26 protein-coding genes and 1 riboswitch are annotated in these 24,424 nt (G+C 75.3%); of the genes, 15 read left to right on the top strand and 11 right to left on the bottom strand.

What is annotated here, in order from left to right; genetic code table 11:
• Window positions 1-132: 132 nt before the first annotated feature.
• The 4 genes from purS to ACLQ14_RS16440 are packed head-to-tail and all read left to right on the top strand — an operon-like array spanning window position 133 to window position 2,627.
• On the top strand, window positions 133-420 hold the full coding sequence (gene purS, locus ACLQ14_RS16455; protein ID WP_425814979.1) for a phosphoribosylformylglycinamidine synthase subunit PurS: 288 nt from the start codon (window positions 133-135) through the stop codon (window positions 418-420).
• A complete protein-coding gene (gene purQ, locus ACLQ14_RS16450) occupies window positions 420-1,151 on the top strand; it encodes a phosphoribosylformylglycinamidine synthase subunit PurQ (RefSeq protein ID WP_425814977.1) in 732 nt (243 codons plus the stop codon). Before purS ends, purQ begins: the two co-directional genes overlap by 1 nt.
• A 17-nt stretch (window positions 1,152-1,168) precedes the next feature.
• Complete coding sequence (locus ACLQ14_RS16445; RefSeq protein WP_425814975.1) at window positions 1,169-1,948, top strand: phosphotransferase; 780 nt, start codon at window positions 1,169-1,171, stop codon at window positions 1,946-1,948.
• Window positions 1,949-1,973: 25 nt separating this feature from the next.
• Entirely contained in the window at window positions 1,974-2,627 is a 654-nt protein-coding gene (locus ACLQ14_RS16440; RefSeq protein WP_425814973.1) for a hypothetical protein, read from the top strand.
• Here the strand turns inward: ACLQ14_RS16440 and ACLQ14_RS16435 are convergent.
• Both ACLQ14_RS16435 and ACLQ14_RS16430 read right to left on the bottom strand, forming a co-directional pair.
• Window positions 2,605-3,252, bottom strand: a complete 648-nt coding sequence (locus tag ACLQ14_RS16435) for a DUF1345 domain-containing protein (RefSeq protein WP_425814971.1) — start codon at window positions 3,250-3,252, stop codon at window positions 2,605-2,607. The two genes, ACLQ14_RS16440 and ACLQ14_RS16435, sit on opposite strands and share 23 nt — an antisense overlap.
• A 40-nt stretch (window positions 3,253-3,292) precedes the next feature.
• Window positions 3,293-3,862 (bottom strand): DJ-1/PfpI/YhbO family deglycase/protease, encoded by a 570-nt coding sequence (locus tag ACLQ14_RS16430; RefSeq protein WP_425814969.1) that lies wholly within the window; start codon window positions 3,860-3,862, stop codon window positions 3,293-3,295.
• Between the two features lie 75 nt (window positions 3,863-3,937).
• Between ACLQ14_RS16430 and ACLQ14_RS16425 the strand changes: the two genes are divergently transcribed.
• On the top strand, window positions 3,938-5,200 hold the full coding sequence (locus tag ACLQ14_RS16425; protein ID WP_425814967.1) for an MFS transporter: 1,263 nt from the start codon (window positions 3,938-3,940) through the stop codon (window positions 5,198-5,200).
• A 22-nt stretch (window positions 5,201-5,222) separates the two neighbouring features.
• Here ACLQ14_RS16425 and ACLQ14_RS16420 read toward each other — a convergent pair whose 3' ends face one another.
• A complete protein-coding gene (locus ACLQ14_RS16420; protein WP_425814989.1) occupies window positions 5,223-6,050 on the bottom strand; it encodes an MBL fold metallo-hydrolase in 828 nt (275 codons plus the stop codon).
• Between the two features lie 28 nt (window positions 6,051-6,078).
• Between ACLQ14_RS16420 and ACLQ14_RS16415 the strand changes: the two genes are divergently transcribed.
• On the top strand, window positions 6,079-6,720 hold the full coding sequence (locus ACLQ14_RS16415; RefSeq protein ID WP_425814965.1) for a maleylpyruvate isomerase N-terminal domain-containing protein: 642 nt from the start codon (window positions 6,079-6,081) through the stop codon (window positions 6,718-6,720).
• A gap of 25 nt (window positions 6,721-6,745) precedes the next feature.
• Here the strand turns inward: ACLQ14_RS16415 and ACLQ14_RS16410 are convergent, their stop codons facing one another.
• Both ACLQ14_RS16410 and ACLQ14_RS16405 read right to left on the bottom strand, forming a co-directional pair.
• Window positions 6,746-7,975, bottom strand: coding sequence for an O-succinylhomoserine sulfhydrylase (locus ACLQ14_RS16410; RefSeq protein WP_425814987.1), 1,230 nt, complete (start codon window positions 7,973-7,975; stop codon window positions 6,746-6,748).
• Between the two features lie 56 nt (window positions 7,976-8,031).
• The gene (locus tag ACLQ14_RS16405) at window positions 8,032-8,463 is read right to left on the bottom strand and encodes a rhodanese-like domain-containing protein (protein WP_425814963.1); all 432 of its coding nucleotides are present in this window, start codon (window positions 8,461-8,463) and stop codon (window positions 8,032-8,034) included.
• A gap of 274 nt (window positions 8,464-8,737) precedes the next feature.
• Window positions 8,738-8,880: riboswitch (SAM riboswitch) on the top strand.
• A 37-nt stretch (window positions 8,881-8,917) separates the two neighbouring features.
• On the opposite strand from ACLQ14_RS16405, the gene ACLQ14_RS16400 reads away from it, so the two are divergent.
• The 3 genes from ACLQ14_RS16400 to ACLQ14_RS16390 all read left to right on the top strand — a co-directional run bounded on the left by ACLQ14_RS16400 (window position 8,918) and on the right by ACLQ14_RS16390 (window position 11,363).
• Window positions 8,918-10,360, top strand: a complete 1,443-nt coding sequence (locus ACLQ14_RS16400) for an aminotransferase class V-fold PLP-dependent enzyme (RefSeq protein ID WP_425814961.1) — start codon at window positions 8,918-8,920, stop codon at window positions 10,358-10,360.
• Window positions 10,361-10,460: 100 nt separating this feature from the next.
• Window positions 10,461-10,850 (top strand): VOC family protein, encoded by a 390-nt coding sequence (locus ACLQ14_RS16395; protein ID WP_425814959.1) that lies wholly within the window; start codon window positions 10,461-10,463, stop codon window positions 10,848-10,850.
• Between the two features lie 9 nt (window positions 10,851-10,859).
• Window positions 10,860-11,363: a DUF1990 family protein gene (locus ACLQ14_RS16390; RefSeq protein WP_425814957.1), complete on the top strand. Its 504-nt coding sequence runs from the start codon at window positions 10,860-10,862 to the stop codon at window positions 11,361-11,363.
• On the opposite strand, the gene ACLQ14_RS16385 is transcribed toward ACLQ14_RS16390, so the two are convergent.
• On the bottom strand, window positions 11,347-12,108 hold the full coding sequence (locus ACLQ14_RS16385; RefSeq protein WP_425814955.1) for a DUF998 domain-containing protein: 762 nt from the start codon (window positions 12,106-12,108) through the stop codon (window positions 11,347-11,349). The two genes, ACLQ14_RS16390 and ACLQ14_RS16385, sit on opposite strands and share 17 nt — an antisense overlap.
• Window positions 12,109-12,258: 150 nt before the next feature.
• Window positions 12,259-12,945, bottom strand: coding sequence for a response regulator (locus tag ACLQ14_RS16380; RefSeq protein WP_425814953.1), 687 nt, complete (start codon window positions 12,943-12,945; stop codon window positions 12,259-12,261).
• Window positions 12,946-12,990: 45 nt separating this feature from the next.
• On the opposite strand from ACLQ14_RS16380, the gene ACLQ14_RS16375 reads away from it, so the two are divergent.
• Window positions 12,991-14,244 (top strand): sensor histidine kinase, encoded by a 1,254-nt coding sequence (locus ACLQ14_RS16375; protein WP_425814951.1) that lies wholly within the window; start codon window positions 12,991-12,993, stop codon window positions 14,242-14,244.
• Between the two features lie 26 nt (window positions 14,245-14,270).
• A complete protein-coding gene (locus tag ACLQ14_RS16370) occupies window positions 14,271-14,843 on the top strand; it encodes a GNAT family N-acetyltransferase (RefSeq protein WP_425814949.1) in 573 nt (190 codons plus the stop codon).
• A 9-nt stretch (window positions 14,844-14,852) separates the two neighbouring features.
• Here ACLQ14_RS16370 and ACLQ14_RS16365 read toward each other — a convergent pair whose 3' ends face one another.
• Entirely contained in the window at window positions 14,853-15,455 is a 603-nt protein-coding gene (locus tag ACLQ14_RS16365; RefSeq protein WP_425814947.1) for a pentapeptide repeat-containing protein, read from the bottom strand.
• A gap of 93 nt (window positions 15,456-15,548) precedes the next feature.
• Here ACLQ14_RS16365 and ACLQ14_RS16360 point away from each other — a divergent pair, with 93 nt between their 5' ends.
• Both ACLQ14_RS16360 and ACLQ14_RS16355 read left to right on the top strand, forming a co-directional pair.
• Window positions 15,549-17,069: a glycosyltransferase family 39 protein gene (locus tag ACLQ14_RS16360; protein WP_425814945.1), complete on the top strand. Its 1,521-nt coding sequence runs from the start codon at window positions 15,549-15,551 to the stop codon at window positions 17,067-17,069.
• A 61-nt stretch (window positions 17,070-17,130) separates the two neighbouring features.
• On the top strand, window positions 17,131-17,805 hold the full coding sequence (locus ACLQ14_RS16355; RefSeq protein ID WP_425814943.1) for a hypothetical protein: 675 nt from the start codon (window positions 17,131-17,133) through the stop codon (window positions 17,803-17,805).
• On the opposite strand, the gene ACLQ14_RS16350 is transcribed toward ACLQ14_RS16355, so the two are convergent.
• Genes ACLQ14_RS16350 through ACLQ14_RS16340 form a run of 3 tightly spaced genes read right to left on the bottom strand, consistent with a single transcriptional unit; the run spans window position 17,771 to window position 21,463 of the window.
• On the bottom strand, window positions 17,771-18,709 hold the full coding sequence (locus tag ACLQ14_RS16350; RefSeq protein ID WP_425814941.1) for a MaoC family dehydratase: 939 nt from the start codon (window positions 18,707-18,709) through the stop codon (window positions 17,771-17,773). The genes ACLQ14_RS16355 and ACLQ14_RS16350 overlap by 35 nt on opposite strands.
• Window positions 18,706-20,103, bottom strand: coding sequence for a 3-oxoacyl-ACP reductase (locus ACLQ14_RS16345; RefSeq protein ID WP_425814939.1), 1,398 nt, complete (start codon window positions 20,101-20,103; stop codon window positions 18,706-18,708). The genes ACLQ14_RS16350 and ACLQ14_RS16345 overlap by 4 nt, the downstream gene beginning before the upstream one ends.
• A gap of 10 nt (window positions 20,104-20,113) precedes the next feature.
• Window positions 20,114-21,463 (bottom strand): acetyl-CoA C-acetyltransferase, encoded by a 1,350-nt coding sequence (locus tag ACLQ14_RS16340; protein WP_425814938.1) that lies wholly within the window; start codon window positions 21,461-21,463, stop codon window positions 20,114-20,116.
• 72 nt (window positions 21,464-21,535) lie between these two features.
• On the opposite strand from ACLQ14_RS16340, the gene ACLQ14_RS16335 reads away from it, so the two are divergent.
• Together ACLQ14_RS16335 and ACLQ14_RS16330 are read left to right on the top strand one after the other, a co-directional pair.
• Entirely contained in the window at window positions 21,536-22,273 is a 738-nt protein-coding gene (locus tag ACLQ14_RS16335) for a TetR/AcrR family transcriptional regulator (RefSeq protein ID WP_425814936.1), read from the top strand.
• Window positions 22,273-24,405 (top strand): acyl-CoA dehydrogenase, encoded by a 2,133-nt coding sequence (locus tag ACLQ14_RS16330; protein WP_425814934.1) that lies wholly within the window; start codon window positions 22,273-22,275, stop codon window positions 24,403-24,405. The genes ACLQ14_RS16335 and ACLQ14_RS16330 overlap by 1 nt, the downstream gene beginning before the upstream one ends.
• Window positions 24,406-24,424 lie beyond the last annotated feature (19 nt).

Genomic DNA, 24,424 nt, shown 5'->3' with positions numbered 1-24,424 from the left:
TGCGCGGGTGAAGGTCCGGCGGTCGGGGAAGGCCCGTCGCGCCCGTCGCCGCCGGTAGACTTGCCCCGGATCCCCGCCGCCCCGTGCCCGTCCGGCGCTCCTGCCGGCGGCGCCCCCCTCGAAGGAGCCCCTGTGGGACGCGTAGTCGTCGACGTCATGCCCAAGCCCGAGATCCTGGACCCGCAGGGGAAGGCCGTCGCCGGCGCCCTGCCGCGGCTGGGCTTCGACCAGTTCCTGAGCGTCCGGCAGGGCAAGCGCTTCGAGCTCGAGGTCGAGGGCGACGTGACGCCCGAGGTCCTCGACGCCGCGCAGCGCGCGGCCGAGACCGTGCTCTCCAACCCGGTGATCGAGGACGTCGTGCGCGTCGCCGACATCGAGGCCGACGCCGCTGCCACGGTCGAGTCCGAGGGCCTCGCCTGATGAGCGCCGCCGGCACATCGACGGGCGCGCAGGGTGCTCGAGTTGGCGTCATCACCTTCCCCGGCACGCTCGACGACCGCGACGCCGCGCGCGCGGTCCGCCTGGCGGGCGGCGAGGCCGTGTCGCTCTGGCACGGCGACGCGGACCTGCACGACGTCGACGCCGTCGTCCTCCCGGGCGGGTTCTCGTACGGCGACTACCTGCGGGCCGGGGCGATCAGCCGGTTCGCGCCGGTCATGGAGAAGGTCGTCGACGCCGCGAACGGCGGCCTGCCGGTGCTCGGCATCTGCAACGGCTTCCAGGTCCTCACCGAGGTCCACCTGCTGCCCGGCTCGATGATCAAGAACGACCACCTGTCGTTCATCTGCCGCGAGCAGCCGCTGATCGTCGAGAACGCGTCGACGGCGTGGACCAACGAGTACACCCGCGGCCAGCGGATCGTCGTCCCGCTCAAGAACCAGGACGGCCAGTACGTCGCCGACGAGCACACCCTCGACGAGCTCGAGGGCGAGGGCCGCGTCGTCTTCCGCTACGACGGCTGGAACCCGAACGGCTCCCGCCGCGGGATCGCGGGCGTCACGAACGCGCGCGGGAACGTCGTCGGGCTCATGCCGCACCCCGAGCACGCGGTCGAGGCCGGGTTCGGCCCCGCCGCGTCCGAGGGCCCGCGGTCCGGCACGGACGGGCTGACGTTCTTCACGTCGGTGCTCGCGCACCTCGTCGCCGCCTGAGCCGCGCCCGCGCAACGATGACCGTGCCGTCCGACCTGTCGGGTGCGCCCCCGGCCGACGTCACGGTGCCCGCGGTCGTGACGCGCCTCGCCGTCGGCGACGCCGTCGTACCCGTCTGGGAGAACGCCGTCGGCGGGTTGACGTTCAGGCTGGGCGACGGGCCGCGGGCCCGGTTCGTGAAGTGGGTGCCCGCGACCCCGCGCGCCGCGGAGCTCGACCTCGCCGCGGAGGCGGAGCGTCTCGCCTGGGCCGGGCGGTTCACCCCCGTCCCGCGGGTCCTCGACGCGGGGACCGCCGACGACGGCGCGACCTGGCTCCTGACCGCGGCGCTCCCGGCCGAGAGTGCGGTCAGCGACCGGTGGCGGGCCGACCCGCGCACCGCCGTGCGAGCGATCGGCGAGGGGCTGCGCGCCCTGCACGACGCGCTGCCCGTCGAGGACTGCCCGTTCGACTGGGGCGTGCAGTCGCGCGTCGCGCGGGGCCGGCTCCGCCCCGACGCCGAGCCGGACCTGCTCGACCGGCTGGCCGGCGAGGCCCCGGAGCCCGAGCGCCTCGTCGTCTGCCACGGCGACGCGTGCGCCCCCAACACCCTGCTGGGCGACGACGGCCGCTGGCTCGCGCACGTCGACCTCGGGACCCTCGGCGTCGCGGACCCGTGGGCGGACCTCGCCGTCGCGACGTACAGCATGGAGTGGAACTACGGCCCGGGCTGGGAGGACGAGCTCCTCGCCGCCTACGGCGTCGAGCTCGACGCCGAGCGCACGGCCTACTACCGCGCGCTGTGGGACGCGACCTGACGGGGATTCGGTTAGCGTCGGTCCCATGACGCGTGGGGGCCGGGTCAGGTCGTCGGCGGTCGCCGCCGCCGCGGTCGCGTGCGCCGTGGTCGGAGGCTCGTCGCTCGCCGGGTGCGCCGCGGGTGCGGGCGGTCGGGCGCACTGCGTCATCGACGCGGCCGGCTACACGTCGCTGCAGAGCCTCGACACGTTCACCGACGCCGTCGTGCGGGGTCACGTGGACGACGACGCAGCCCAGGCCAGCCAGGCGCCGCCGGACGAGTCCCGCGCGACCGTGACCGAGATGTTCCACGTCACGATCGACGACGTGATCGCCGTGCGGCCGGGCGAGACGCGCCCCGCCGAGGGGCGGCAGCTCGAGGTCATGCTCCCGGTCATCGACCCCGAGGGCTGCGCGGCCGACGACGCGACGCCGACCGCCGGGTACCAGGGGTTCGCCCTCGCGTCGGAGGTGCCGGGCCGGGACGCCGACGTCGTCCTGTTCCTGGGCGGCGAGCCCGCCGGCGCGAGCGCCGGCGAGGTGCGGACGGCGCTCGGCTACGCGGCCGTCGTCCCGAACGGCCAGGGCGACGACGCGACGTTCCACGCGACGCCGGGCGCGCTGCGCGGCGCGATCATCCCCCTCGAGGACGTCGTGGCGGCGGTGAGGGCGGACCTCACAGCCCCGCGACGAGGTTGATCAGCGCCGCGAGGATGACCGTGCCGAACAGGTACGACAGCAGCGCGTGCCCGAGCGCGAGCCGCCGGATCGCCGACGAGCCCACGTCGGTGTCCGAGATCGCGTAGCTCATCCCGACGGTGAACGCGACGTACGCGAAGTCCGAGTACTGCGGCGGCTCGGTCTGGTGGAAGTCGATGCCGCCGTCGGGCCCGCTGTAGTACAGGCGCGCGTAGCCGAGCGCCAGCAGCGTGTGGACGGTCGCCCACGACGCGACGACGCTCGCGATCGCGACGGCGGCGGCGGAGGCCTTGTCGCGGACGTTCGGCCCCAGCAGCACGATCCCGACCCCCACGAGGCTCGCGACCGCCGCCACCACCACGATCGCGTGCGTGATGCCGCGCGTCGGCTCCTCCCGGGTCGCGTGCCCGGCCGTGCTCGGGGCGTCCATGGGCCACACCGTGATCCACGTCCAGACGACGTAGCAGACCGCCACCGTGCACCACCCGAGCAGCAACGAGAGCACGACCGGCAGCACGAGGGCGCACAGGCCCCCGACGACGACCCCGGCCACCGCGCCGACCATCAGCCGGCCGGCAGGGGAGACGCGGTCGCGCGGGCTCCGCGCGACGTCGGGGGTGCTCACGTGCTCAGTCAAGCACTCCGCCGGTTCGGGCCCGGTCGGTTCAGGCCGCGCCGGACACGAGGAGGTCGTCGACGGCGGCCAGGAAGTCGTCGAGGTCGCCCGGGTTCCGCGAGGTCACGAGCGGGTACCGCGTCTCGTCCCGGACGACCGACGTGTCGGTCCACGACGCGACGCCCGCGTTGCGCAGGTCCGTCTGCAGCGACGCGTACGACGTGACGTTCTTGCCCTCGACGACGCCCGCGGACACGAGCGCCCACGGCCCGTGGCAGATGGCGGCGATGGGTTTCCCGGCGTCCGCGAACGACCGCACGACGTCGAGGGCGTCCTCGTCGAGACGCAGGGTGTCCGCGTTGATCGTGCCCCCGGGGACCAGGAGCAGGTCGTAGCCGTCGGGGTCCGCCGTGGCGATGGTCGTGTCGGGCCGGACCGTGCGGCCCGGCTCCTTGTCGCCGACGAGCGTCTCGATCGGGTCGGCGGACACGGCCGCCACCGTGACCTCCGCGCCGTCGTCCCGCAGGTGCTCGACGGGTACGACGAGCTCGTCCTGCTCCACCCCGTAGTTCGTGACGATCGCCAGCACGCGGCGGCCGTTCAGGTCGGCGTCGGACATGGTGCGCTCCCTTCGGTGTGGTGTTCTTCACCGTAGGCACCGTTCCGGACCGGTCGCAGCGCGGCCGGCAGTAGCGTGGAGACGCCCCCCGATCCCCGCCCCGGAAGGAACTGCGCCACGGAACCCGCAGCAGCGCCGTCGTCGTGGGAGGGGCACACCCGGGGATCCCGCGGGTACCGGCGCATCCTCGTCGCGCTGTTCGCGGCGGGCGTCGCGACGTTCGCGCAGCTGTACTCGCTGCAGGGCGTCCTCCCGCTCCTCGCCTCCGACCTGCGCGTCAGCGCGCCCCGCGCCGCCCTCACCGTGTCGGCGGCGACGCTGGGGCTCGCGGCCGCCGTCGTGCCGTGGTCCGCGGTGGCGGACCGCTGGGGGCGCGTGCGGGCCATGAGCGTGAGCACCGTGTCCGCGACCGTGCTGGGGCTCGTCGTCCCGCTCGTCCCCGGGCTCGCGCCGATGCTCGTGGTCCGGTTCTTCGAGGGCGCGGCGCTCGCGGGCCTGCCCGCCGTGGCGGTCGCGTACCTCGCCGAGGAGGTGCACCGGCTGCACGTGCCCGGCGCGGCCGGGACGTACGTGGCGGGCACGACGATCGGCGGGCTGCTCGGCCGGCTCGTCGCCGGGCCGGTGGGCGAGGCCGTGGGCTGGCGGTGGGGCGTGGCCACCGTCGCGCTCCTCGCCGCCGCGGCCACGGCCGTGTTCCTCACGCTCGTCCCGCCCGCGCGCCGGTTCGTGCCCGTGCCGCGCGGCGCCGGACCGGGCCTCGGCGCCAACCTCCTCGCGAACCTCCGGCGCCCTGACATGCTCGTGCTGTTCTGGCAGGGCTTCGCTCTCATGGGCGGGTTCGTCGCCGTCTACAACTACCTGGGCTTCCGGCTCGAGGCGGCCCCCTTCGACCTGCCGCAGACGGCGATCAGCCTCCTGTTCCTCGCCTACCTGGCCGGGACGGCGTCGTCGCGGGCGTCCGGGCGGCTCGTCGAGCGGCTGGGGCGGCGGACGGCGCTGGTGGGCTCCGTCGTCGTCGAGCTCGCCGGGCTCGCGCTGACGCTCGTGGCCTGGCTGCCGGTCGTGCTCGTCGGGCTCGTCGTGTTCACCGCCGGGTTCTTCGGGGCGCACGCCGTCGCGTCGGGGTGGACCGGGCAGCGGACCCCGCAGGGTCGCGCCCAGGCGACGAGCCTGTACAACCTCTTCTACTACGCCGGTTCGAGCGTGATCGGCTGGCTCGCCGGGTACGCGTTCGCGTCGCACGGCTGGGGCGCGCTGGGGGCGCTCGTCGCCGGGCTGGCGGTGTCGGCCGCGGTGCTCGCGGCGCTCGTGCTTCGCCCGCTCCCCGCTGCTCGCTGACGGCGGCCCCCACCCGGGGACGTCAGCGACGGGCGAGGTACGCGAGCTGGACGCGCACGCTCTGCTCGGCCGCCGGGCGCAGCTCTTTGCCGACCTCCCGGTACACGCGCCCGACGACGGCGCTCACCACGGCCGGGTCCGTCGCGTCCGCCCGCACGCCGAGGAGGACGAGCGCCGCGCGCACCTCGTCGAGCCGTGCGAGCCGGTGCCGCTGGTACTCGGCGATCCGGACGGCGAGGTCCATGATGACGGGCCCGTGCCCCGGCAGCCCGGTCACCGGGGGTCCCCAGTACCGGCACCCCTGGGCGAGCAGGTCGAGCGACGCGAGGTAGTCCCCGAGGTCGCCGCCGTCGCGCTCCATGAGGACGGTGCTGCCCTCGCCGAGGACGGTGTCGCCGGTCAGCATCGAGCCCGCGGGGCCGTCGTCGGGCAGGAGCAGGGTCACGGAGTCGGACGTGTGCCCGGGCGTCGTGATGACGATCGTGTGGAGCCCGTCGACGTCGAGGTCCTCGTCGTGCCGCAGCGGCTCGGCGCCCCAGGAGCAGAGCTCGGGCAGGGCGGCCCGGAGCGGTGCGCCGACGGTGCCCGCGAACCGCGCCGCCCCGGCGGTGTGGTCGGCGTGCCGGTGCGTCACGACGACGGCCGCCACCCGGCCGCTCCCGTCGCCCCGCGCGACGTCGGCGACGCGGGCGAGGTGGGCGGCGTCGTCGGGCCCGGGGTCCACCACCAGACAGCCGGCCGCGCCGGGGGCGCGAAGCACCCACGTGTTCGTGCCGTCGAGGGTCATGGGTCCGGGGTTGTCGGCGCGGACGAGGGTCGCTGAGGGCGTTACGGCGGTCACGTCACCCATCCTCGCCCGCGCGCGGGAGGATGGTGCCATGACGATCGCGTCCCCCGACCAGGCCGAGCTCTACCTCGCCCGCATCACCGACTCCCACCGCCGCCTGCTCGACGACCTCGACAACGAGCCGCTCGACCCGGCGGCGCCCACACGGCTGCCCGGCTGGACGGTGGGGCACCTGCTGACGCACGTGGCGCGCCACGCGGACGCGACGGCCCGGATGGCCGTCGCCGCGGCGATCGGCGTCACGACGGAGAAGTACGTCGGCGGGTCCGCGGGGCGGGCGGCCGAGATCGAGGCGGGGGCCGGCCGGGACTGGGCGGCCATCGCCGCGGACGTCGAGGTCAGCGCGGTCGCGTGCGACGTCACGCTCTCGGCACTGCCGGACGAGGTCTGGACGGGCGAGGTCTCCACGCCCGCGGAGAGCTACCCGGCCATGCGCCTGCTGACGTCCCGGTGGCGCGAGCTCGAGGTGCACCGCTTCGACCTCGGCGGCGACCACCACAGCGGGCAGTGGCCCGGGGACTTCGCGCGCACGTTCCTGCCCGACGAGCTCGCGCTCCTCCCGACGCGCGCCCCCGGGGTCGAGGTCCCGGACGGGCTCGCCGACCACGAGGTCCTGGCCTGGCTGCTCGGCCGCGGCGGCCCGGACCTGCCCGAGCTTCCCGCCTGGGGCTGACGGCCGGCCCGCAGACGGCCGGCGCTCAGCGGGCCGCGAGCGCCTGCTCGACGTCCTCGATCAGGTCGAGCGGGTCCTCGAGCCCCACGGACAGCCGCACGGTCGTCTCCGCGATCCCGACGGCGGCCCGCCCCTCGGCGCCGAGCTTGCGGTGCGTCGTGGTGGCCGGATGGGTGATGAGGGACTTGGCGTCGCCGAGGTTGTTCGAGATGTCGACGACCTGGAGCGCGTCGAGGAACGCGAACGTGCGCTTCTTGGCGTCCTCGGGGTCGGTGCCGTCGGGCACCTCGAGGTCGAACGTCACGACGGTCCCGCCGCCGGTCTGCTGCGCGCGGGCCAGCTCGACCTGCGGGTGCGAGTCGAGGAACGGGTACCGGACGCGGCCGATCCCGTCGAGGGGCTCGAGCGCGGTCGCGACCTGCAGCGCGGCGTCGTTCTGGGCGCGGACCCGGACGGGCAGGGTCTCGAGGCCCTTGAGCAGCACCCACGCGTTGAACGCGGACAGCGACGGCCCGGTGTTCCGGACGAAGGTCTGGACGGGGCCCTCGAGGAACTCGGCCGTCCCGAGGATCGCGCCGCCGAGCACGCGGCCCTGGCCGTCGATGTGCTTGGTGGCCGAGTACACGACGACGTCCGCGCCGAGCTCGAGCGGCTTCTGCAGCACGGGGGTCGCGAAGACGTTGTCGAGCACGACGACGGCGCCCGCGCGGTGCGCGAGGTCGGTCACCGCGCGCACGTCGACGAGGTCCTGCATGGGGTTGGACGGCGTCTCGAAGAACACGACGTCGGCGGGGGTCGCGAGCGCCTCCTCCCACTGCGAGAGCACGTGCCCGTCGACGTAGTCGACCGTGACGCCCCACTTGGCGAAGATCTCCTCGTAGATCACGACGGTCGAGCCGAACAGCGCGCGCGCCGACACGATGCGCGAGCCCCGCCCGACGAGCGCGGCGAGCGACGTGAAGACCGCCGACATGCCGGAGGCGGTCGCGTAGCACGCCTCGGCGCCCTCGATGAGGCGCAGGCGCTCCTCGAACGTGTGGACGGTCGGGTTGCCGTAGCGCGAGTAGACGAACCGCTCCTGCTCGCCCTTGAACGCCGCCTCGGCGTCGGCCGCGGAGTCGTAGACGTAGCCCTGGGTGAGGAACAGTCCCTCGGACGTCTCGGCGTAGTCGGAGCGGCGGTGGCCGCCGCGGACGGCGAGCGTCGCGGGCCGCGCGGTCGCGGGCAGGGGGCCGCGGCCCGACCCGCCGAACAGGACCTCGTTGGCGCGCGGACCGGTGGGGACGCCGCCGGCAGGCAGCGGGGACGGGCTCACGACTGCTTCCAGGGGAGGCCGGCGACCTTCCAGCCCTCGCGGTCGCGGATGCCGCCGGGCCCGGGCGCGCCCTCGAAGCCCTCGAGCACGTTGTACGACGGGCCGATCCCGGCCTGCGTGGCGAGGCGCGCGGCGCCGATCGAACGCTGGCCCGAGCGGCACAGGAACACGACGGGGCCGGCCTCGACGCCGGCCGCCTGGAGCGAGTCGAGGAACGCCGGGTTGGGGCGGCCGTCGCCCGTGACCCACTCGTCGAACACGGTCTCCTTGCCGAGCTCGGCGGTGTCGGGGACGCCGATCGCGCGCCACTCGCCGTCGGTGCGGACGTCCACGAGGACGGCGGCCGGGTCGTCGCGCAGCAGCTCCCAGGCCTGCTGGGGGGTGAGGTCGCCGGCGTAGCCGTCGGCGGGTCGGGCGGTCACGCTCATGAGAGGCCTCCTCCGGCGCGCCGCGGCGGGCGCGCCCCATCGGTCGTGGCGTTAGCACCCTCGACCGGGCCCGGCGGCTCGGGGCGGGACGCCCCGAGAGGTCACGGGTCCGCGGGTTGCTGCGGCGTCGTCGTGCCACGTCACTCGGCCGCTCCGGATGGACCTAGCGATCGTACGTGACCCGGCGGGCGCCCCAGCCCTGCCGGTCTCACATCGCGAGACGATGCGCCCGCTCGTTGACACTTCTCGCCGCGCTCGCGGACCATGGACGCCAGGTCATGAGCGCCAGCGACCTCCGCGCCCCAGGGGGCACGGAGGGCAAGCCCCGGCTCGCTGGCCGGCAACCCTCCCCTCGCGGCGGGGTGCCCCGGGTGACGACCAGGCCCACGCCGTGGCGGCGTCGGGCAAGCGCGGGGTAGGCCGACGGCCGTGCCCCCGGACCGCTGGAGGCACCATGACGACCACCGACACCCTCACCTGTCCCGCCCCGGCCGCGCAGGTCGCCGGGCCGCTGCTGCCCGTCGTCGGGTCGGACACGCTCGTCCCGCTCGTCGACGGCCGGAGCGTGGCCTACGCCAACCTCGACGTCGCGGCGTCCGCGCCCGCCCTGCGCTCGGTCGCCGACCGCGTGGCCGAGGTCCTGCCCCTGTACGCGAGCGTGCACCGCGGCGCCGGGTACCTGTCGCAGGTCTCGACCGCGCTCTACGAGGCGTCCCGCCAGGCGATCGGCGCGTTCGTGGGAGCCCGCCCCGACGACGCCACGATCGTCGTGCGCAACACCACCGACGCGACGAACCTGCTCGCCGGCTGCGTGCCAGCCGCCGCCGACGGCGGCCCGGGCCGCGTGCTCGTCCTCGACGCCGAGCACCACGCGAACCTGCTGCCGTGGCGCGGCGAGAGCGGTGCCGCGGTGCGCGCCACGACCGTCGAGGCCGCCCCGACGGTCGCCGCGACGCTGGACGCGCTCCGTGCCGCGCTCACCGGCGGTGCCGCCGACGGCGACCCGTACGCGCTCGTCGCGATCACCGGGGCGTCCAATGTGACGGGCGAGTCGCTGCCCGTCGCGGACGTCGTCGCCGTCGCGCACGACGCCGGCGCGCGGCTCTTCCTCGACGGCGCCCAGCTCGTCCCGCACCGCCGGTTCTCGCTCGCGGCGACCGGCGTCGACTACGTCGCGTTCTCCGGGCACAAGACGTACGCGCCCTACGGCGCGGGCGCCCTCGTCGGCCGGCGCGACTGGCTCGACGTCGGCACCCCGTACCTCGCCGGCGGCGGCGCCGTCCGCAACGTCACCGTCGACGACGTCGCCTGGCACCCCGCGCCCGCGCGCCACGAGGCCGGGTCGCCGAACGTCCTGGGCGCGGTGGCGCTCGCGGCCGCGTGCGGGACGCTCGGCGAGCTGGACCCCGACGCCCTCGTCGCCCACGAGCGCGCGCTGCGCGACCGGCTCGTCACGGGCCTCGAGGCGATCCCCGGGGTGCGCGTCGTGCGGGTCTGGGGGGACGCCGTCGACCCGGTCGGGGTCGTCACGTTCTCCGTGGACGAGCACGACCCGGGCCTGGTCGCCGCCTACCTGTCCGCGGAGCACGGCATCGGCGTGCGCGACGGGCGGTTCTGCGCCCACCCGCTGCTGCGGCGCCTCGGGCACTCGGCGGGCGCGATCCGCGCGAGCGTCGGCGTCGGGACCGGCGGCGAGGAGGTCGAGCGGCTGCTCGGCGCCCTCGAGACGTTCGTGACGGACGGGCCGGCCGCGCGCTACGCCGTCGTCGACGGGCTGTGGGTCGTCGAGGACGACCCCCGCCCGCTGCCGGAGGCGTCGGGCCTGTCGGGGCTGGTGGCGACCGCCGCGGCGGGCTTCATCGCCGAGTCGGCGGGCTGCGGGCCGGCGCTGGACTGAGGATCACCCGGCCGCGGTCTCCCGGTCCGCCCGGCGGCCTCCTAGCCTGGGAGGAGCGGCCGGACGGCCGAGGGTCGGTCGGCCCGCCGTGGAGGGTGTCATGCTCACCGACCACACCGCGATCCCCGTCCTCGCCGTCACCGACCTGGACCGGGCACGGACCTTCTACGAGGGGACGCTCGGGTTCCCGGCCCCGCAGACCGGCCCCGACGGGGTGGTCTACCGCACGCCGTCGGGCGGCTTCCTCGTCTACCCGTCGTCGTTCGCGGGGACCAACAAGGCCACCGCGATCTCGTTCCAGCTCCCGCTCGACGCGTTCGACGCCGAGGTCGCGTCCCTGCGGTCGTCCGGCGTCGAGCTCCTCACCTTCGACATCCCGGACGGGACGTGGGAGGACGGCGTGCTCGTGGACGGCGACGCCCGCGCCGCCTGGTTCGCGGACCCGGACGGGAACATCCTCAACGTCGAGACCGGCATGGCCCTGGAGTAGCCTCCACGCGTGCTCCCCGACCCCCGCCTCGCCTGGCCCGGCCCACCGCTGGCCCGCGCCCGCGCGCTGCACGTGAGCGGCGTCGTCGGGCACGGGGAGGCGGAGTTCGCGCGGGCCGCCGAGGCGATCGCCACGTGGCGCATGCACGACGGCGCCGGCGTGCGCGTGCGCGACACCTCCGGCGCTGCCCCGGCGCGCGCGGAGGTGGGGGTGCGCGTCCGGGTCCGGCTGGGTCCGCTCCCGCTCGGCGGCACGTGCCGCGTCGTCGACGTCGGGAGCGACGGGCGCTCCGCGTGGGTGACCTACGCGACCGAGCCCGACCACGCCGAGCGGGGCACCGAGCGCTTCGCCGTCCTGCTCGACGACGACGGCGACGTCCGGGGGGACGTCGCCGCGTGGTCGGAGCCGCGTGCCTGGCCGCTCCGCGTCGCCTGGCCGCTCGGGCGCGTCGGCCAGCGCGTGATCGCGCGCCGCTACCTGCGCGCCCTGGCCCGGCTCAGCCGGCCGCGGTGAGCCGCGTCGTCGGACGGGTCGCCCGGAGCACGCCGACGCCGAGCGCGACGATCCCCGCGGCTCCGAACGCCGCCGTGAGCCGCTCGAACAGCCCGCCCGGACCGTCCGAGCTGAAGACGCCGGTCGCGGCGAGCAGCAGGAAGAGCACGACGCCGAACCAGCGCGTGGGCCGCGCCCACGACGCCCACCGGGGGAGCCGGCGCATCGCGGCGGCGAGGACGAAGGTCGAGGCGACCATGACCACCAGCCCGAGGGTCGTCAGGGTGCTGTCGAGGGTGCCGCCGAAGTTCGCGACCTGGTCCGACGACGAGCACGTGGGGTCGGCCCGCTGGCACGCCAGGCGCTCGAACGGGGTCAGGAGGTCGCCGAGCCCGAAGACCGACAGGGCGAGCAGCACCGAGCCGATCCGGGCGGGGAGGCCCGCGGCGCGCAGCGCCGGCCACAGCCCGAAGCCCACGAACCCGAGCGCGGCGACCCCCGCCGCCGTGATCACGGTGAGCAGGAACCAGGCGTGCGGTGCCGTCACCGCGTACATGTCGCTGACGGAGTGGTCCACGGCGCTGTAGCCCGGGAGCTGCCACGTCCGGGCGATCAGCCAGGCGGCCACGAACGCGACGTGGGTGGCGATCACGGCCCACGACCAGAAGCGCGCGCGGCTCCGGGCGGCGGGGCGGAGCTCGGCAGCGCTGAGATCGGTGGTGCCGAAGTCGGTGGTGCGGGTGGTGCTGGACGTCGTCCGAGACATGAGGACGCCTCCCGTTCCGAGGTCTGTGTGACGGGCGTCCGCAGCTGCGATCGCCTCGTCCACGACGCTACGGAGCGGCGCCCCGGCGATCGTCACCCCCGGGTGGACAGTTCGCCGTCCCCCTCCGGGGGACGCGTCCGGCGGCCCGCGTCACCCGTCTGCCGAGACCAGCCCCAGCCGGTACGCGAGGACGACGGCCTGGACGCGGTCGCGCAGGTCCAGCTTGGTGAGGATGCGCGAGACGTAGGTCTTGACGGTCTCGCGGCTCACGACGAGCTCCGCGGCGATCTCCGCGTTCGACAGCCCCCGGGCGATCAGGGTGAGCGCCTCACGCTCGCGGGGGGTCAGCACGGCGAGGGGACCGTCGTCCGCGGGCGCCGGGGCGGACGGCCGGAGCCGGGTCGCGTACCGCCCGATGAGCTGGCGCGTCACGCTGGGCGAGATGAGCGACTCGCCGGCCGCGACCGTGCGGACGCCCTCGACGAGCTGGTCGGGGGTCGCGTCCTTGAGCAGGAAGCCGCTCGCGCCCGCGCGCAGCGCCTCGTACACGTTCTCGTCCGTGTGGAACGTGGTCACGACCAGCACCTTCGCCGGCGTCGCGGCGTCCGGCCCGGCCAGGAGGCGCGTCGCCTCGATCCCGTCGATCCCCGGCATGTGGACGTCCATCACCACGACGTCGGGCTGCAGCTCGCGGGCGAGCCGGACCGCCGCGGTGCCGTCGGGGGCCTCGCCCACGACGTCGAACCCGTAGCCCGCGAAGATGGTCGCGTAGCCCGCGCGGACGAGCGCCTGGTCGTCGCAGACGAGCACGCGGACGGGGCGTTCGGGGACGGTCATGGACGCTCCCGGGTCGGGGTGCGCGCACCTGCGTAGGGTGAGCGCGTGAACGTGGGGGAGCGTACCGGAGCGCGGACGCGCGGTGTCGAGAAGACGCTGCGGGACCGGTGGCGGGCCTGGCCCGTGACCGCGCGCGACGCGGTCCTCGCCGGGGCGCTGGCCGTCGCGGCGTACGTCCCGGGCGTCGCCCTGCAGGGCATCGCGTTCGCCGAGCTTCCCGAGCACCGGGCCGGCGCGCTCCGGGTGCTCCTCGTCCTACTGCAGACCCTGCCGCTCGTGGTCCGACGCACCCGGCCCGCGGCGAGCCTCGCCGTCGTCGGCGTCGCCTTCGCGGTCGACCAGGCCGTCGGCTACCCGCCGACCGTCGCCTCGCTCGGCCTCCTCGTCGCGCTGTACAGCGCGGGGGCCTACCAGGAGCGGCGCCGCGTCCGGGTCGCGGTCGCGTCGGTCGCCGGATACGTCGCGCTCTGCGCGGTGGCGGACGGCCGCGGGTCTCCCGACCACCTCGTCGACTTCGTGTCGTTCGCGCTCGTCCTCGTGCTGTGCTGGGGCGCGGGCTCCTGGATGCGGTGGCGGGCCGTGGCCGAGACCGAGCGACGACGGCGCGAGGCCGCTGCCGCCGTCGTCGACGAGCGGGTGCGGCTCGCCCGCGAGCTGCACGACGTCGTGACCCACCACGTCACCGCCATGGTCGTCCAGGCCGACGCGGGCCAGGTGGTGCTCCGCCCCGGCTCCGCGGACGACGGCCCCTCGCGCGAGCGCGTCCGCGACGGCCTCAGCGCGATCAGCATCACGGGGCGCCAGGCGCTCGGCGAGCTGCGGCAGCTGCTCGGGCTGCTCCACGCGGACGGCAGCACCGGCGGGCCCGGGCTCGCTGGCCTGCGCGACCTGGTCGAGCGGGCGCGGTCGGGCGGCCAGCGGGTCGAGCTCGTCGAGGCGCCCGACGACGACGCCGGCGTCCGGTCCGCGGGCGCCAGGCTCGGCCCCGCAGGCGAGCTGGCGCTGTACCGCGTCGTCCAGGAGGGGCTGACGAACGCCGTCAAGCACGCGGCGGGCGCGCGCACGACCGTCCGGCTGACCGCCGCCGACGAGGACGTGGAGGTCGAGGTGAGGACGCACGGCCCCGCCGCCGTGACGCCGTCGGCGGCGTTTCCTTCCCTGGTCGGCGGCGGACGTGGGCTGGCCGGGCTCCGCGAGCGCGTGGCCGGGCTCGGCGGCGAGCTCAGCGCCGGGCCCACGCCCGACGGCGGGTTCGTGCTGGCCGCTCGGCTCCCGGTCACCGAGACGCGCCCTGCCTGACGCGGGCGCCGTGGTGGGATGAGCCCGTGGACCACGACCTGACCCTGACCGGCCACGGGATCGCCCTCCGCCCGCTCCGGCCCGACGACGCCGGCGCACTGCTCGCGCTCGTCGACGCCGCGTCCTGGCAGGGCTTCACGAGCCCGCCCCCGCAGGACGAGCCCGCCATGCGCGACTGGGTCCGCGGGTCGGTGGAGACGCCGGCCAGGCTGGCGTTCGCCGTCGTCGGGCAGGGCGGGGAGGTGCGGGGGACGACGTCCTTCTACGACCTGTCGCACGACCAGGGGCGCGTCGAGATCGGCAGCACGCTCTACGGGCGCGCGTGGTGGGGCGGCGCGACCAACCCGGCCGTGAAGCTGCTGCTGTTCACGCACGCGTTCGAGACGTGGGGGCTGGCGCGGGTCGCCCTGCGTGCTGACGCGCGCAACGCCCGGTCGCTCGCCGCGATCGAGCGGCTCGGCGCCGTCCGCGAGGGAGTGCTGCGCTCGCACCGCGTCGCGGGCGACGGGACGCGCGGGGACACCGTGTACTTCTCCGTGCTGGCCGACGAGTGGCCCGCCGTGCGCGCGGGGCTCGAGGCGCGGCTCGCGGACGCCTGACGCGGCGCCTCAGTCCTCGATCGCCAGGCCGACGTGGTCAGCGAGCGCCGGCAGGAGGTCGAGCGCCTGCGGCCCGGTGACGCGGGCGCCCCGTAGACCGGCGACGCCGCGCAGCACCCGGAGCGCCCCGGTCGCCAGCCCCGTGAGGTCCGCGCCCGCGAGCGTCGCGCGGTCCAGGACGAGCTCGCGCACCGCGACGTCGCGCAGCACGAGGCCCTTGGTCCGCGCGCCGGTCAGGTCGAGCTCGCCGACGGTGACGCCGTCCAGGACGACGTCGGCGAGCCGCGCGTCGCGCAGGTTGAGGTAGTCGACCTTGCCGCCCGTGATCCGGACCCGCCGCCAGTCGGCGTCGTACGCCTGCACGCCGCCCAGGCGCGAGTCCCGCACGACGACGTCCAGCCAGTCGCCCGACGTGACGTCGAGCGTGGTCGCGCTCACCGTGTCGAGCGTGGTGTCGCTGAGGCGGGCACGGCGCAGCACGACCTCGTCGAGCCGGACGGCGCGCCACGTGCAGGTGTCGATGCGGGCGTCCGTGCCGTCCTGGCCGGTGAGGTCGTCGCCGTCGAGGGCGACGTCGTCGACGTAGGACTCGGGCTCGAGCACGAAGGGCATGGGCGCCATGGTGGCACGGCTCGGTGACACCGGACGGTCGCCCCGGTCGACGACGCTGTCCCGGGCGGCGGCGCCGGGGCTACGCTCGCGAGCGTGGCAGGGGAGGGGGCCGCGGCCCCCGCGGCGACGACCCGCACGACGCCGGAGCGACGTCGCGCCGGTACGCGCGCCGCCCCGCCGCTCGCCCGGGGCCCGCTGGCGCTGGTCGTGGTGCTGCTGCTCGCGGTGTTCGTCGTCTACGCGTCGCGGTACGGGCCGCACCGCGACGAGCTCTACTTCGCCGAGGCCGGGCGTCACCTCGCCTGGGGCTACCCGGACCAGCCGCCCCTGACGCCCGCGATCGCGCGGCTCGCGACGCTCGTCGCGCCCGGGTCCGTAACCGCGCTGCACGTGCCGGCCGCCCTGGCGCTGGCGGGCGTGGTCGTGCTGGCGGTGCTGTCGGCGCGCGAGCTCGGCGGGACGGTCGCCGCGCAGGTGCTGACCGCCGTCGCGACCGGCACCGGGGTCGTCACGGTGGTCCTGGGTCACATGCTGTCGACGGCGTCCGTCGACGCGCTGTTCTGGGCCGGGATCGTGTACGCCGCGCTCGTCACGCTGCGGCGGGACCGGCCGCGGCGCTGGCTCGTCGTCGGCGCCGTCGCGGGCGTCGGGCTGGAGAACAAGAACACCGTCGCGTTCCTGCTCGGGGCGCTCCTCGTCGGCGTGGCCGTCGTGCAGCCGACCCGGCATCACCTGCGCTCGCCGTGGCTCTGGGCGGGCGGGGCCCTGGCTCTCGTCCTGTGGCTGCCCAACCTGCTCTGGCAGGCGTCGCACGGCTGGCCGCAGCTCACCCTCGCGGGGGACATCAACGCCGAGTACGGGACGGTCGGCGAGCGGCTCGCGTTCGTCGGGCTGCTGGTCGTGCTGTTCAGCCCGCTCGTCGCCGCGATCTGGGTCTACGGCCTGGCACGGCTGTGGCGGGTGCCCGACCTCGCGACCGCGCGCCCGCTCGCGTGGGCGTTCGTCCTGCTGGTCGTCGTCTTCCTCGCCGCCGGCGGCAAGGCCTACTACCTCACGGGCCTCCTGCCCGCGCTGATCGCCGCCGGGTGCTGCGGGCTCGCGGCGCGCCGGTCCCGGCGTTCGCTCGTGATCACGGGCGCCGTCGTGGGGGCGACCTCCATGGCGTTCTGGCCGACGGGCCTCCCGATCCTGTCGCCGCACGCGTTCGGGGCCTCGTTCTACGCCGGGATCAACGAGGACGCCGCCGAGATGATCGGCTGGCCCGCGTTCGTCCGCACCGTCGACGACGCCGCCCGCGCGTCCGGCGCGGTCGCCGTCGTCGCGCAGAACTACGGCGAGGCGGGGGCGCTGGACTGGTACGGGTCGCCCGCGCCCGTGTTCTCCGGGCACAACGGCTACGCCGACTGGGGCCACCCCGTGGGGTCGGCCGGGCCGTTCGTGCTCGTCGGCTACGACACGGCCCCGGCGTGGGCGGAGGGCTGCCGGACGGTCGCGCACGTCGACAACGGCGAGGACGTCGACAACGAGGAGCAGGGCGGCCCGGTCATGGTCTGCGCCGCGCCGACGGGCCCGTGGGCGAGCGTCTGGCCGCAGGTGAGGCACCTCGACGCGTGACGCCACGATGGCGGTCGCGGTCGTGACGCAACCTTCGAGCGCGGTCGTGCGTGTATCGGGTATGGAGCGCTCTCGTCTGCCCGTCCCGCTCGGCACGCGACGCCGTCGTTCACGTCGTCGCGCGTCGGGAGCCGCCGCGCTCGTCCCGCTGGCGCTCGCGTCGGGGCTCGTCCTGCCAGGTTGCTCCGCCGGGCCCGGGGCCACGGTGGGACCGGCCGCGTCACCGCTGACGACGACGTCGTCTCCCGTCCCGGCGCTGCCCTCGCCGACCTGGACGCGAACCGTCGGCGACACCCAGGCGCTCATGCACGTCGCGCACGCGGCGCACGCGCTGGGCTACGCCTACACCGGTGAGGCGACCATGATCGTCCGGGTGCCGGCAGGCCGGTCGCTTCCAGACGATCGCGCCGTCGGCCCGGTCCAGGTCCACTTCGCGCACAGCAGGTTCACCGCGGCGTCCGCCGCAGCACTCGAGAAGCGGGTCGGCGACGCGTTCGACGCGTCCTGGCGCTCCGGCGAGAAGGCCGGAGGGAGCTTCGGCTACGAGCCCGTGAACGACGTGATCTCGGTCGAGGGCGTGCTGCCGAAGGCGCTGACGGAGGCGCCGCCGGACTCGCGGCTGGTGCTCGTCCCGGGATCCGCGCCGACGCTCGACAGTAGTGACGAGTCGTCCTCGGGCGGGGCCGCGGATCCCACCCAGGTCACCGCGCGTCCCGCGGGACGACCGACCCCGTGAAGTGCGGCGTGCCCTTCCGCGCGTCCCAGCCCTCGTAGACCCAGGCCGCGCCGTCGGGCCGGACGGACACGTCGACGGTCCCCGGCAGCAGCACCGGCTTTGCGAACGTCACGGTCCAGTCGTAGGCGTCGCCGCGCTCCCGGGCGACCGCGGCGAGCGCGCGCGACGCCGTGAACATCCCGTGCGCGATGGCGCGTGGGAACCCGAGCGCCTTCGCGGACAGGGCGGACAGGTGGATGGGGTTGCGGTCGCCCGAGACGGCCGCGTACCGGCGCCCGGTCGCGGCGTCGAGCGTCCACCGTGCGGTGGGCAGCGGGTGCCCACCCGAGTCGTCAGAAGCTCGTGAGCCTTGGGACTCACCAGGTTCTGACAGCTCGCCGGAGTCGGCGACCGTGACGCCCTTCGCGAGGTACGTCGACACCCCGCGCCAGGCGGGCGCGTCGTCGGTCGGGTCGGTGCGCACCTCGGTCACGAGGTCCACCTGCGCGCCGCGGCGGTGGGGTCGTAGGTCCTGCGCCCACACCCGCACCTCCAGCACGTCGCCGACGACGACGGGCCGCGCGACCTGCACCGCGTTCGCCAGGTGCACCAGGCCGAGCAGGGGGAGCGGGAAGTCGTCGCGCACCATCAACGCCGTCGCGACGGGGAACGCGAGCACGTGGACGAAACCCGCGGGCAGCACGTCGGACGCCGGCTCCCCGACCAGCCGGTCGTACGCGGCGAGGCGGTCGCGGACCGCAGCGTCCCCGGTGTCGACGCCCGCGACCCGCAGCGCGACGTCGGGCAGGACGAGCTCGCCGCCGGACGGCCGCAGCCGAGCGACCGCGGAACCCGCGAGCCCCCGCGCGTAGAGCCCGCCGAGCCCGGGGACGGCGTCGAGCGTGACGGTCTGCCGTTCGCTCACTGGCCCACCAGGTTCTGCCCGCACACGCGCACGACCTGCCCGTTGACGCCGCCCGCGACGGGGGACGCGAGGAACGCGATGGTCTCGGCGACGTCGACGGGGAGCCCGCCCTGCTGGAGGGAGTCGAGGCGCCGCGCGACCTGGCGGGTGAGCGCGGGGATCCGCGCGGTCATCTCGGTCTCGATGAACCCGGGCGCGACCGCGTTGACGGTCCCGCCGATCGGCGCGAGCAGCGGCCCGGTGGCCCGCACCATCCCGATCACGCCCGCCTTGGAGGCCGCGTAGTTGGTCTGGCCGCGGTTCCCCGCGATGCCCGACGTCGACGCGAGCGACACGATCCGCGCGCCGTCCGCGAGCCTCCCCGAGGCGAGGAGCTGGGCGTTCATCCGCAGCTGCGCCGCGATGTTCACGGCCACCACCGCGTCCCAGCGGTCCGGGGTCATGTTGGCGAGCAGCTTGTCCCGGGTGATCCCGGCGTTGTGCACGACGACGTCCAGGTGCCCGTGCCGCTCGAGCGCGTGCGCGAGCAGGCGGTCGCCGGCGTCGGGGGAGGTGATGTCGAGCTGGAGGGCGGTGCCGCGTACCTGGTTGGCGACCTTCGCGAGCGCGTCCCCGGCGGCGGGGACGTCCACGCACACGACGGTGGCGCCGTCGCGGGCGAGCACCTTCGCGATCGCCGCCCCGATGCCGCGCGCGGCGCCTGTGACGACGGCGACCTTCCCGTCGAGCGGCCTCTCCCAGCTCGCGTCGGCGGCGGGGAGGACGCCCGCGTCCGACGACACCGGGACGAGCTGCCCGTCGATGAAAGCCGATTTCGCGGAGAGATAGAACCGCAGCAGCCCCGCCACCGACGGGCCGTCGAGCGTCGCGTCGCCCGCGAGCACGATCCCGTTCCCGGTCGCGCCCGCGCGCAGCTCCTTGGCGACGGACCGGAGCACCCCGTCGATCCCGACGCGGACCGCGGACAGGGCTGGGCCGTCGTCGGGCGTGGCGGCGCGCGACACGGTGACCACGCGCCCGCTCGGCGCGAGCCGACGCAGGGTCGAGCCGAGCGCGAGCACCGGCCCCGACAGGTCCGTGGGCTCCTCGAGCTCCGTCAGCACCGCGACGACCGCGCCCCAGCGCCCGCCGTCCTCGAGCTGGCTCGGGTGGCGGCGGACGTCGAGCCCCCAGCCGGTGAGCAGGTGCGCGACGGTGTCGGCGTCGGGAGAGGTCGGGGCGGCGTCGGGCGCCGGGGGCAGGTTGTCGCCGCGGCCCAGCACGAGGACCGGGCCGGTGACGAGCGGCTGGCCCGGTTCGTACCGGCGCAGGACCGCCGGCCGCGGCAGCCCCAGCTGCTTCGCGAGCTTCTTGGTGACCCCGCTGTTGACGAGGCGCAGGTAGGTGTCGTTCACGGTCGTCCCCTCACGCGCTCTCGAGGATCGCGGTCGCGCCGAGGCCGCCGGCCGCGCAGATCGAGATGAGCGCGCGGGCCGGCCGGCCCGTCTCCGCGGCGCGCTGCGCCAGCAGCTTGGCCGTCGTGGCGACGATGCGTCCGCCCGTCGCGGCGAACGGATGACCCGCCGCGAGCGAGGAGCCGTGCACGTTGAGGACCGAGCGGTCGACCTTGCCGAGCGGCGCGTCGAGGCCCAGGCGCCCGCGGCAGAACGTGTCGTCCTCCCACGCGGCGAGGATCGCCAGGACGGTCGACGCGAACGCCTCGTGGATCTCCACGAGGTCGAAGTCGGCGAGCGTGAGCCCGTTGCGCGCGAGCAGACGCGGCACCGCGTACGCGGGGGCCATGAGCAGGCCCTCGGCGCCGTGGACGAAGTCGACGGCCGCGGTCTCGGCGTCGACGAACCGCGCGAGCACCGGCAGCGAGCGCTCCGCGGCCCACTCCCGGCTCGCGAGGAGGACGGTCGACGCGCCGTCGGTCAGCGGGGTCGAGTTGCCGGCGGTCATGGTGGGCACTGCCGGCTCGGGCAGCGTCTTGCCGTAGACCGGCTTGAGCTTCGCGAGCTTCTCCATCGAGGTGTCGGCGCGCAGGTTGTTGTCGCGCGCGAGGCCGCGGAACGGCGTGACGAGGTCGTCGAAGAACCCAGCCTCGTACGCGGCCGCCAGGTTCTGGTGGCTGGCGAGCGCGAGCTCGTCCTGGGCCTCGCGGGTGATGCCCCACTGCGCCGTCGTGATCGCCTGGTGCTCACCCATGGACAGGCCGGTCCGCGGCTCGTCGGTGCTCGGCGGGTTCGGCTTGAGGTCGGACGGTCGCAGCTTCGCGAACGCCTTGAGGCGGGCCTGCGTGGTCTTGGCGTGCTGCGCCTCGAGGAGCACGCGGCGCAGGCCCTCGCTCACGGCGACGGGAGCGTCGGAGACGGTGTCCGTGCCGCCGGCGACGCCGGAGTCCTGCTGGCCGAGGCGGATCTTGTTCGCGACGGCGATGGTCGCCTCGAGGCCGGTCGCGCAGGCCTGCTGGAGGTCGTAGGCGGGCGTGGCGGGGTCGAGCGCGGAGCCGAGCACGGACTCGCGGACCAGGTTGAAGTCGCGCGAGTGCTTGAGGACGGCGCCGCCGACGACCTCGCCGAGGCGCTCGCCCTGGAGGCCGAACCGGGCGACGAGCCCGTCGAGCGCGGCGGTGAACATCTCCTGGTTCGACGCGGTGCGATAGGCCGAGCCGGCGCGCGCGAACGGGATGCGGTTGCCGCCGACGATCACGGCGTCGCGCACGGCGGGCGCGGGAGCCGTGGGGGCTGCGGGGGAGGTCTTGCGGGGTGACATCGGGGGTCCTCTCGCTTCGTTGCTCGACATGCTCAATGTCCAAGACTCACGGTACCTGATACTCTCGGTCGCGTGAGTGCAACGACGCAGTCCTCCTCCCCGGAGGCTCCCCCCGAGCCCACCACCGAGACCGCCGCCAACACCGACGGCCGCTCCACGCGCTGGGACGACCATCGCGCTGCCCGCCGCGCGGCGCTCGTCAACGCGACCCGCAAGGCCGTCCACCGCAAGGGCTCCGACGTCTCGATGGAGGAGATCGCCGCGTTCGCCGGCACCTCCAAGTCGATCATCTACCGCTACTTCGAGGACAAGGTAGGCCTGCAGATCGCCGTCGGCGCGCAGGTCGTCGCCGAGATTCGCGACGCGCTCGACCAGGCCCTCCACTCGGCCGAGTCCCTGCGCGACGGCATCGCCGCCATGGTCGACACGTATCTCGCGATGATCGAGCACTCCCCGAACGTCTACTACTTCGTGACGCGCACCGGCTCGATCATCGGGTCCGACGCCGGCCCCCGGATCACCGGCGACGGCCGCCCGCCCCTCACGACGTTCGTCGACGAGATCGACGAGCTCATGCGCGTCCCCGCCGTCCGCGAGCTCGGCCTCGACGAGGTCGCCGCCGCCGCGTGGGCGACCGGCCAGTCCTCGTTCGTGCGCGGCACGGGCGAGTGGTGGCTGGCCCACCGAGGCCGGCCCGGCATCCCCGACCGCGACGCGCTCGCCGAGCAGGTCACGACCTGGCTGTGGGAGGGCGTGACCGCCGCGAGCCGCGCCGCCTCCCGTCCGAAGTCCCCCGCGAAGGAGTCCTGATGACCGCCACCGACGTGCGTCCCGCTGCCGTGCCGCCCGAGGGCACGACGCCCGACGGGTCTGCGGAGCTCGACACCGCGCTCGACGCGGGCGCCCCCGAGTCGGGCCGCGTCGACGTCGGCGCGCTGTCCCGCCTGCTGCTCGGCCGTTGGGCCGACATCCGGACGAAGTCCCGCGCCGCCGCGACGGACGAGCGGATCGTCCGCGACGACAGCCTCCCGCTCGAGGGTCAGCGCGAGCGGGTGTTCGGCCAGCTCAAGCTGCTCGTGGACGGCGGCCACGTGCTGCGCGCGTTCCCGTCGCGGCTCGGGGGCGAGGACGCGCCCGGCGGCAACATCGCGGGCTTCGAGGAGCTCGCCGTCGCCGACCTCTCGCTGCAGATCAAGTCCGGCGTCCAGTGGGGCCTGTTCGGCGCCGCGATCCTGCACCTCGGCACGCCCGAGCAGCAGGACCGCCTGCTCCCCGGCGCGATGGACCTGTCCGTGCCGGGCGCGTTCGCGATGACCGAGATCGGCCACGGCTCGGACGTCGCGTCCGTCGGGACGACGGCGACCTACGACCCCGAGACCGGGGAGTTCGACCTCCACACCCCGTTCCGCGGGGCGTGGAAGGAGTTCCTCGGCAACGCGGGCCGCGACGGCGTCGCTGCGGTCGTGTTCGCGCAGCTCGTCAGCAAGGGCGTGAACCACGGCGTGCACGCGTTCTACGTGCCGATCCGCGAGGTCGGGCCGGACGGCCGCGCGGCCGGGTTCCTGCCCGGCGTCGGCGGCGAGGACGACGGGCTCAAGGGCGGGCTCAACGGCATCGACAACGGCCGCCTGCACTTCACGCACGTGCGGGTGCCCCGCGAGAACCTCCTCGCGCGCTACGGCCAGGTCGCCGAGGACGGCACGTACACGTCGTCGATCGCGAGCCCGGGCCGCCGGTTCTTCACGATGCTCGGCTCGCTCGTCCAGGGCCGCGTCTCGCTCGACGGCGCGTCCGGGGTCGTGTCGAAGATGGCCCTGGCGATCGCCGTCCGGTACGCGAACGAGCGTCGCCAGTTCGCCGGTGCGGGGCTCGACGAGGTCGTCCTGCTCGACTACGGCCGCCACCAGCGCCGCCTGATCCCGCGGATCGCCGAGACCTACGCGATGAGCTTCGCGCACGAGGAGCTGCTCGCCCTGTTCGACGACGTCTTCTCGGGCCGCAAGGACACCCCCGAGACGCGCGAGGACCTCGAGACCATGGCTGCCGCGCTCAAGGCGACGTCCACCTGGTTCACGATGGACACGCTGCTGGAGGCCCGCGAGGCCTGCGGCGGCGCCGGCTTCATCGCCAAGAACCGGCTCACGCAGCTCCGCGCCGACTTCGACATCTACACGACCTTCGAGGGCGACAACACGGTCCTGCTGCAGCTCGTCGGCAAGCGGCTGCTCGGCGACTACGCGAAGCAGTTCAAGGGCGCGAGCCCGGGCGACCTCGCGAAGCTCGTAGGCAAGCGCGCCGCCGACTCCGCCCTGCACGGGAGCGGGCTGCACCGCGCGGTCCAGGCGATCTCGGACGCGGGCTCCGCCCGTCGGTCGGCGGGGCACCTGCGGTCCGAGGAGACGCAGCGCGAGCTGCTGACCGACCGCATGCAGGTCGCCGTCGCCGAGCTCGGGGCGGCGCTCCGGCCGGCGTCGAAGCTCGACCCGCAGGCTGCGTTCGACCTGTTCAACGAGCACCAGCACGAGCTCGTCGAGGTCTCGCGCGCCTACGGCCACCTGCTCAAGTGGGAGGCGTTCACCCGGGCGCTCGCCACCGTCGAGGACGCCGGCACCCGCCAGGCGCTCACCTGGGTCCGCGACGTCTACGGGCTGTCGCTCGTCGAGCGGGAGATCGGCTGGTACGTCGTCAACGGGCGGCTGTCCGCGCAGCGCGCCCGGACGGTCACGGGCTATCTCGACCGCCTCGTGCGCCGGCTGCGGCCCCACGCCCAGGACCTCGTCGACGCGTTCGGGTACGGCCCGGCGCACCTGCGCGCCGAGATCGCGACCGGCATCGAGAAGGAGCGGCAGGACGAGGCCCGCGCGTACTACCGCGACGAGCGCGCGAGCGGCCGCGCGCCGATCAGCGAGAAGGCGCTCCAGAAGGCGTCGAAGGGTCGCTGAAGGGCTGACCCGTCCACGA

Origin of the sequence: Luteimicrobium sp. DT211 (assembly GCF_049844995.1) — a bacterium.
Classification (GTDB): Bacteria; Actinomycetota; Actinomycetes; order Actinomycetales; family Cellulomonadaceae; genus Luteimicrobium.
Note: the sequence above shows the minus strand (reverse complement) of the source record. Positions and strands in the feature narration are given on the sequence as shown.

Coding starts and splice junctions, on each gene's coding strand:
- purQ (WP_425814977.1), top strand. CDS start 420: ATGAGCGCCGCCGGCACATCGACGGGCGCGCAGGGTGCTCGAGTTGGC.
- ACLQ14_RS16445 (WP_425814975.1), top strand. CDS start 1,169: ATGACCGTGCCGTCCGACCTGTCGGGTGCGCCCCCGGCCGACGTCACG.
- ACLQ14_RS16440 (WP_425814973.1), top strand. CDS start 1,974: ATGACGCGTGGGGGCCGGGTCAGGTCGTCGGCGGTCGCCGCCGCCGCG.
- ACLQ14_RS16430 (WP_425814969.1), bottom strand. CDS start 3,862: ATGTCCGACGCCGACCTGAACGGCCGCCGCGTGCTGGCGATCGTCACG.
- ACLQ14_RS16420 (WP_425814989.1), bottom strand. CDS start 6,050: ATGGGTGACGTGACCGCCGTAACGCCCTCAGCGACCCTCGTCCGCGCC.
- ACLQ14_RS16415 (WP_425814965.1), top strand. CDS start 6,079: ATGACGATCGCGTCCCCCGACCAGGCCGAGCTCTACCTCGCCCGCATC.
- ACLQ14_RS16405 (WP_425814963.1), bottom strand. CDS start 8,463: ATGAGCGTGACCGCCCGACCCGCCGACGGCTACGCCGGCGACCTCACC.
- ACLQ14_RS16400 (WP_425814961.1), top strand. CDS start 8,918: ATGACGACCACCGACACCCTCACCTGTCCCGCCCCGGCCGCGCAGGTC.
- ACLQ14_RS16395 (WP_425814959.1), top strand. CDS start 10,461: ATGCTCACCGACCACACCGCGATCCCCGTCCTCGCCGTCACCGACCTG.
- ACLQ14_RS16385 (WP_425814955.1), bottom strand. CDS start 12,108: ATGTCTCGGACGACGTCCAGCACCACCCGCACCACCGACTTCGGCACC.
- ACLQ14_RS16380 (WP_425814953.1), bottom strand. CDS start 12,945: ATGACCGTCCCCGAACGCCCCGTCCGCGTGCTCGTCTGCGACGACCAG.
- ACLQ14_RS16365 (WP_425814947.1), bottom strand. CDS start 15,455: ATGCCCTTCGTGCTCGAGCCCGAGTCCTACGTCGACGACGTCGCCCTC.
- ACLQ14_RS16355 (WP_425814943.1), top strand. CDS start 17,131: ATGGAGCGCTCTCGTCTGCCCGTCCCGCTCGGCACGCGACGCCGTCGT.
- ACLQ14_RS16340 (WP_425814938.1), bottom strand. CDS start 21,463: ATGTCACCCCGCAAGACCTCCCCCGCAGCCCCCACGGCTCCCGCGCCC.
- ACLQ14_RS16330 (WP_425814934.1), top strand. CDS start 22,273: ATGACCGCCACCGACGTGCGTCCCGCTGCCGTGCCGCCCGAGGGCACG.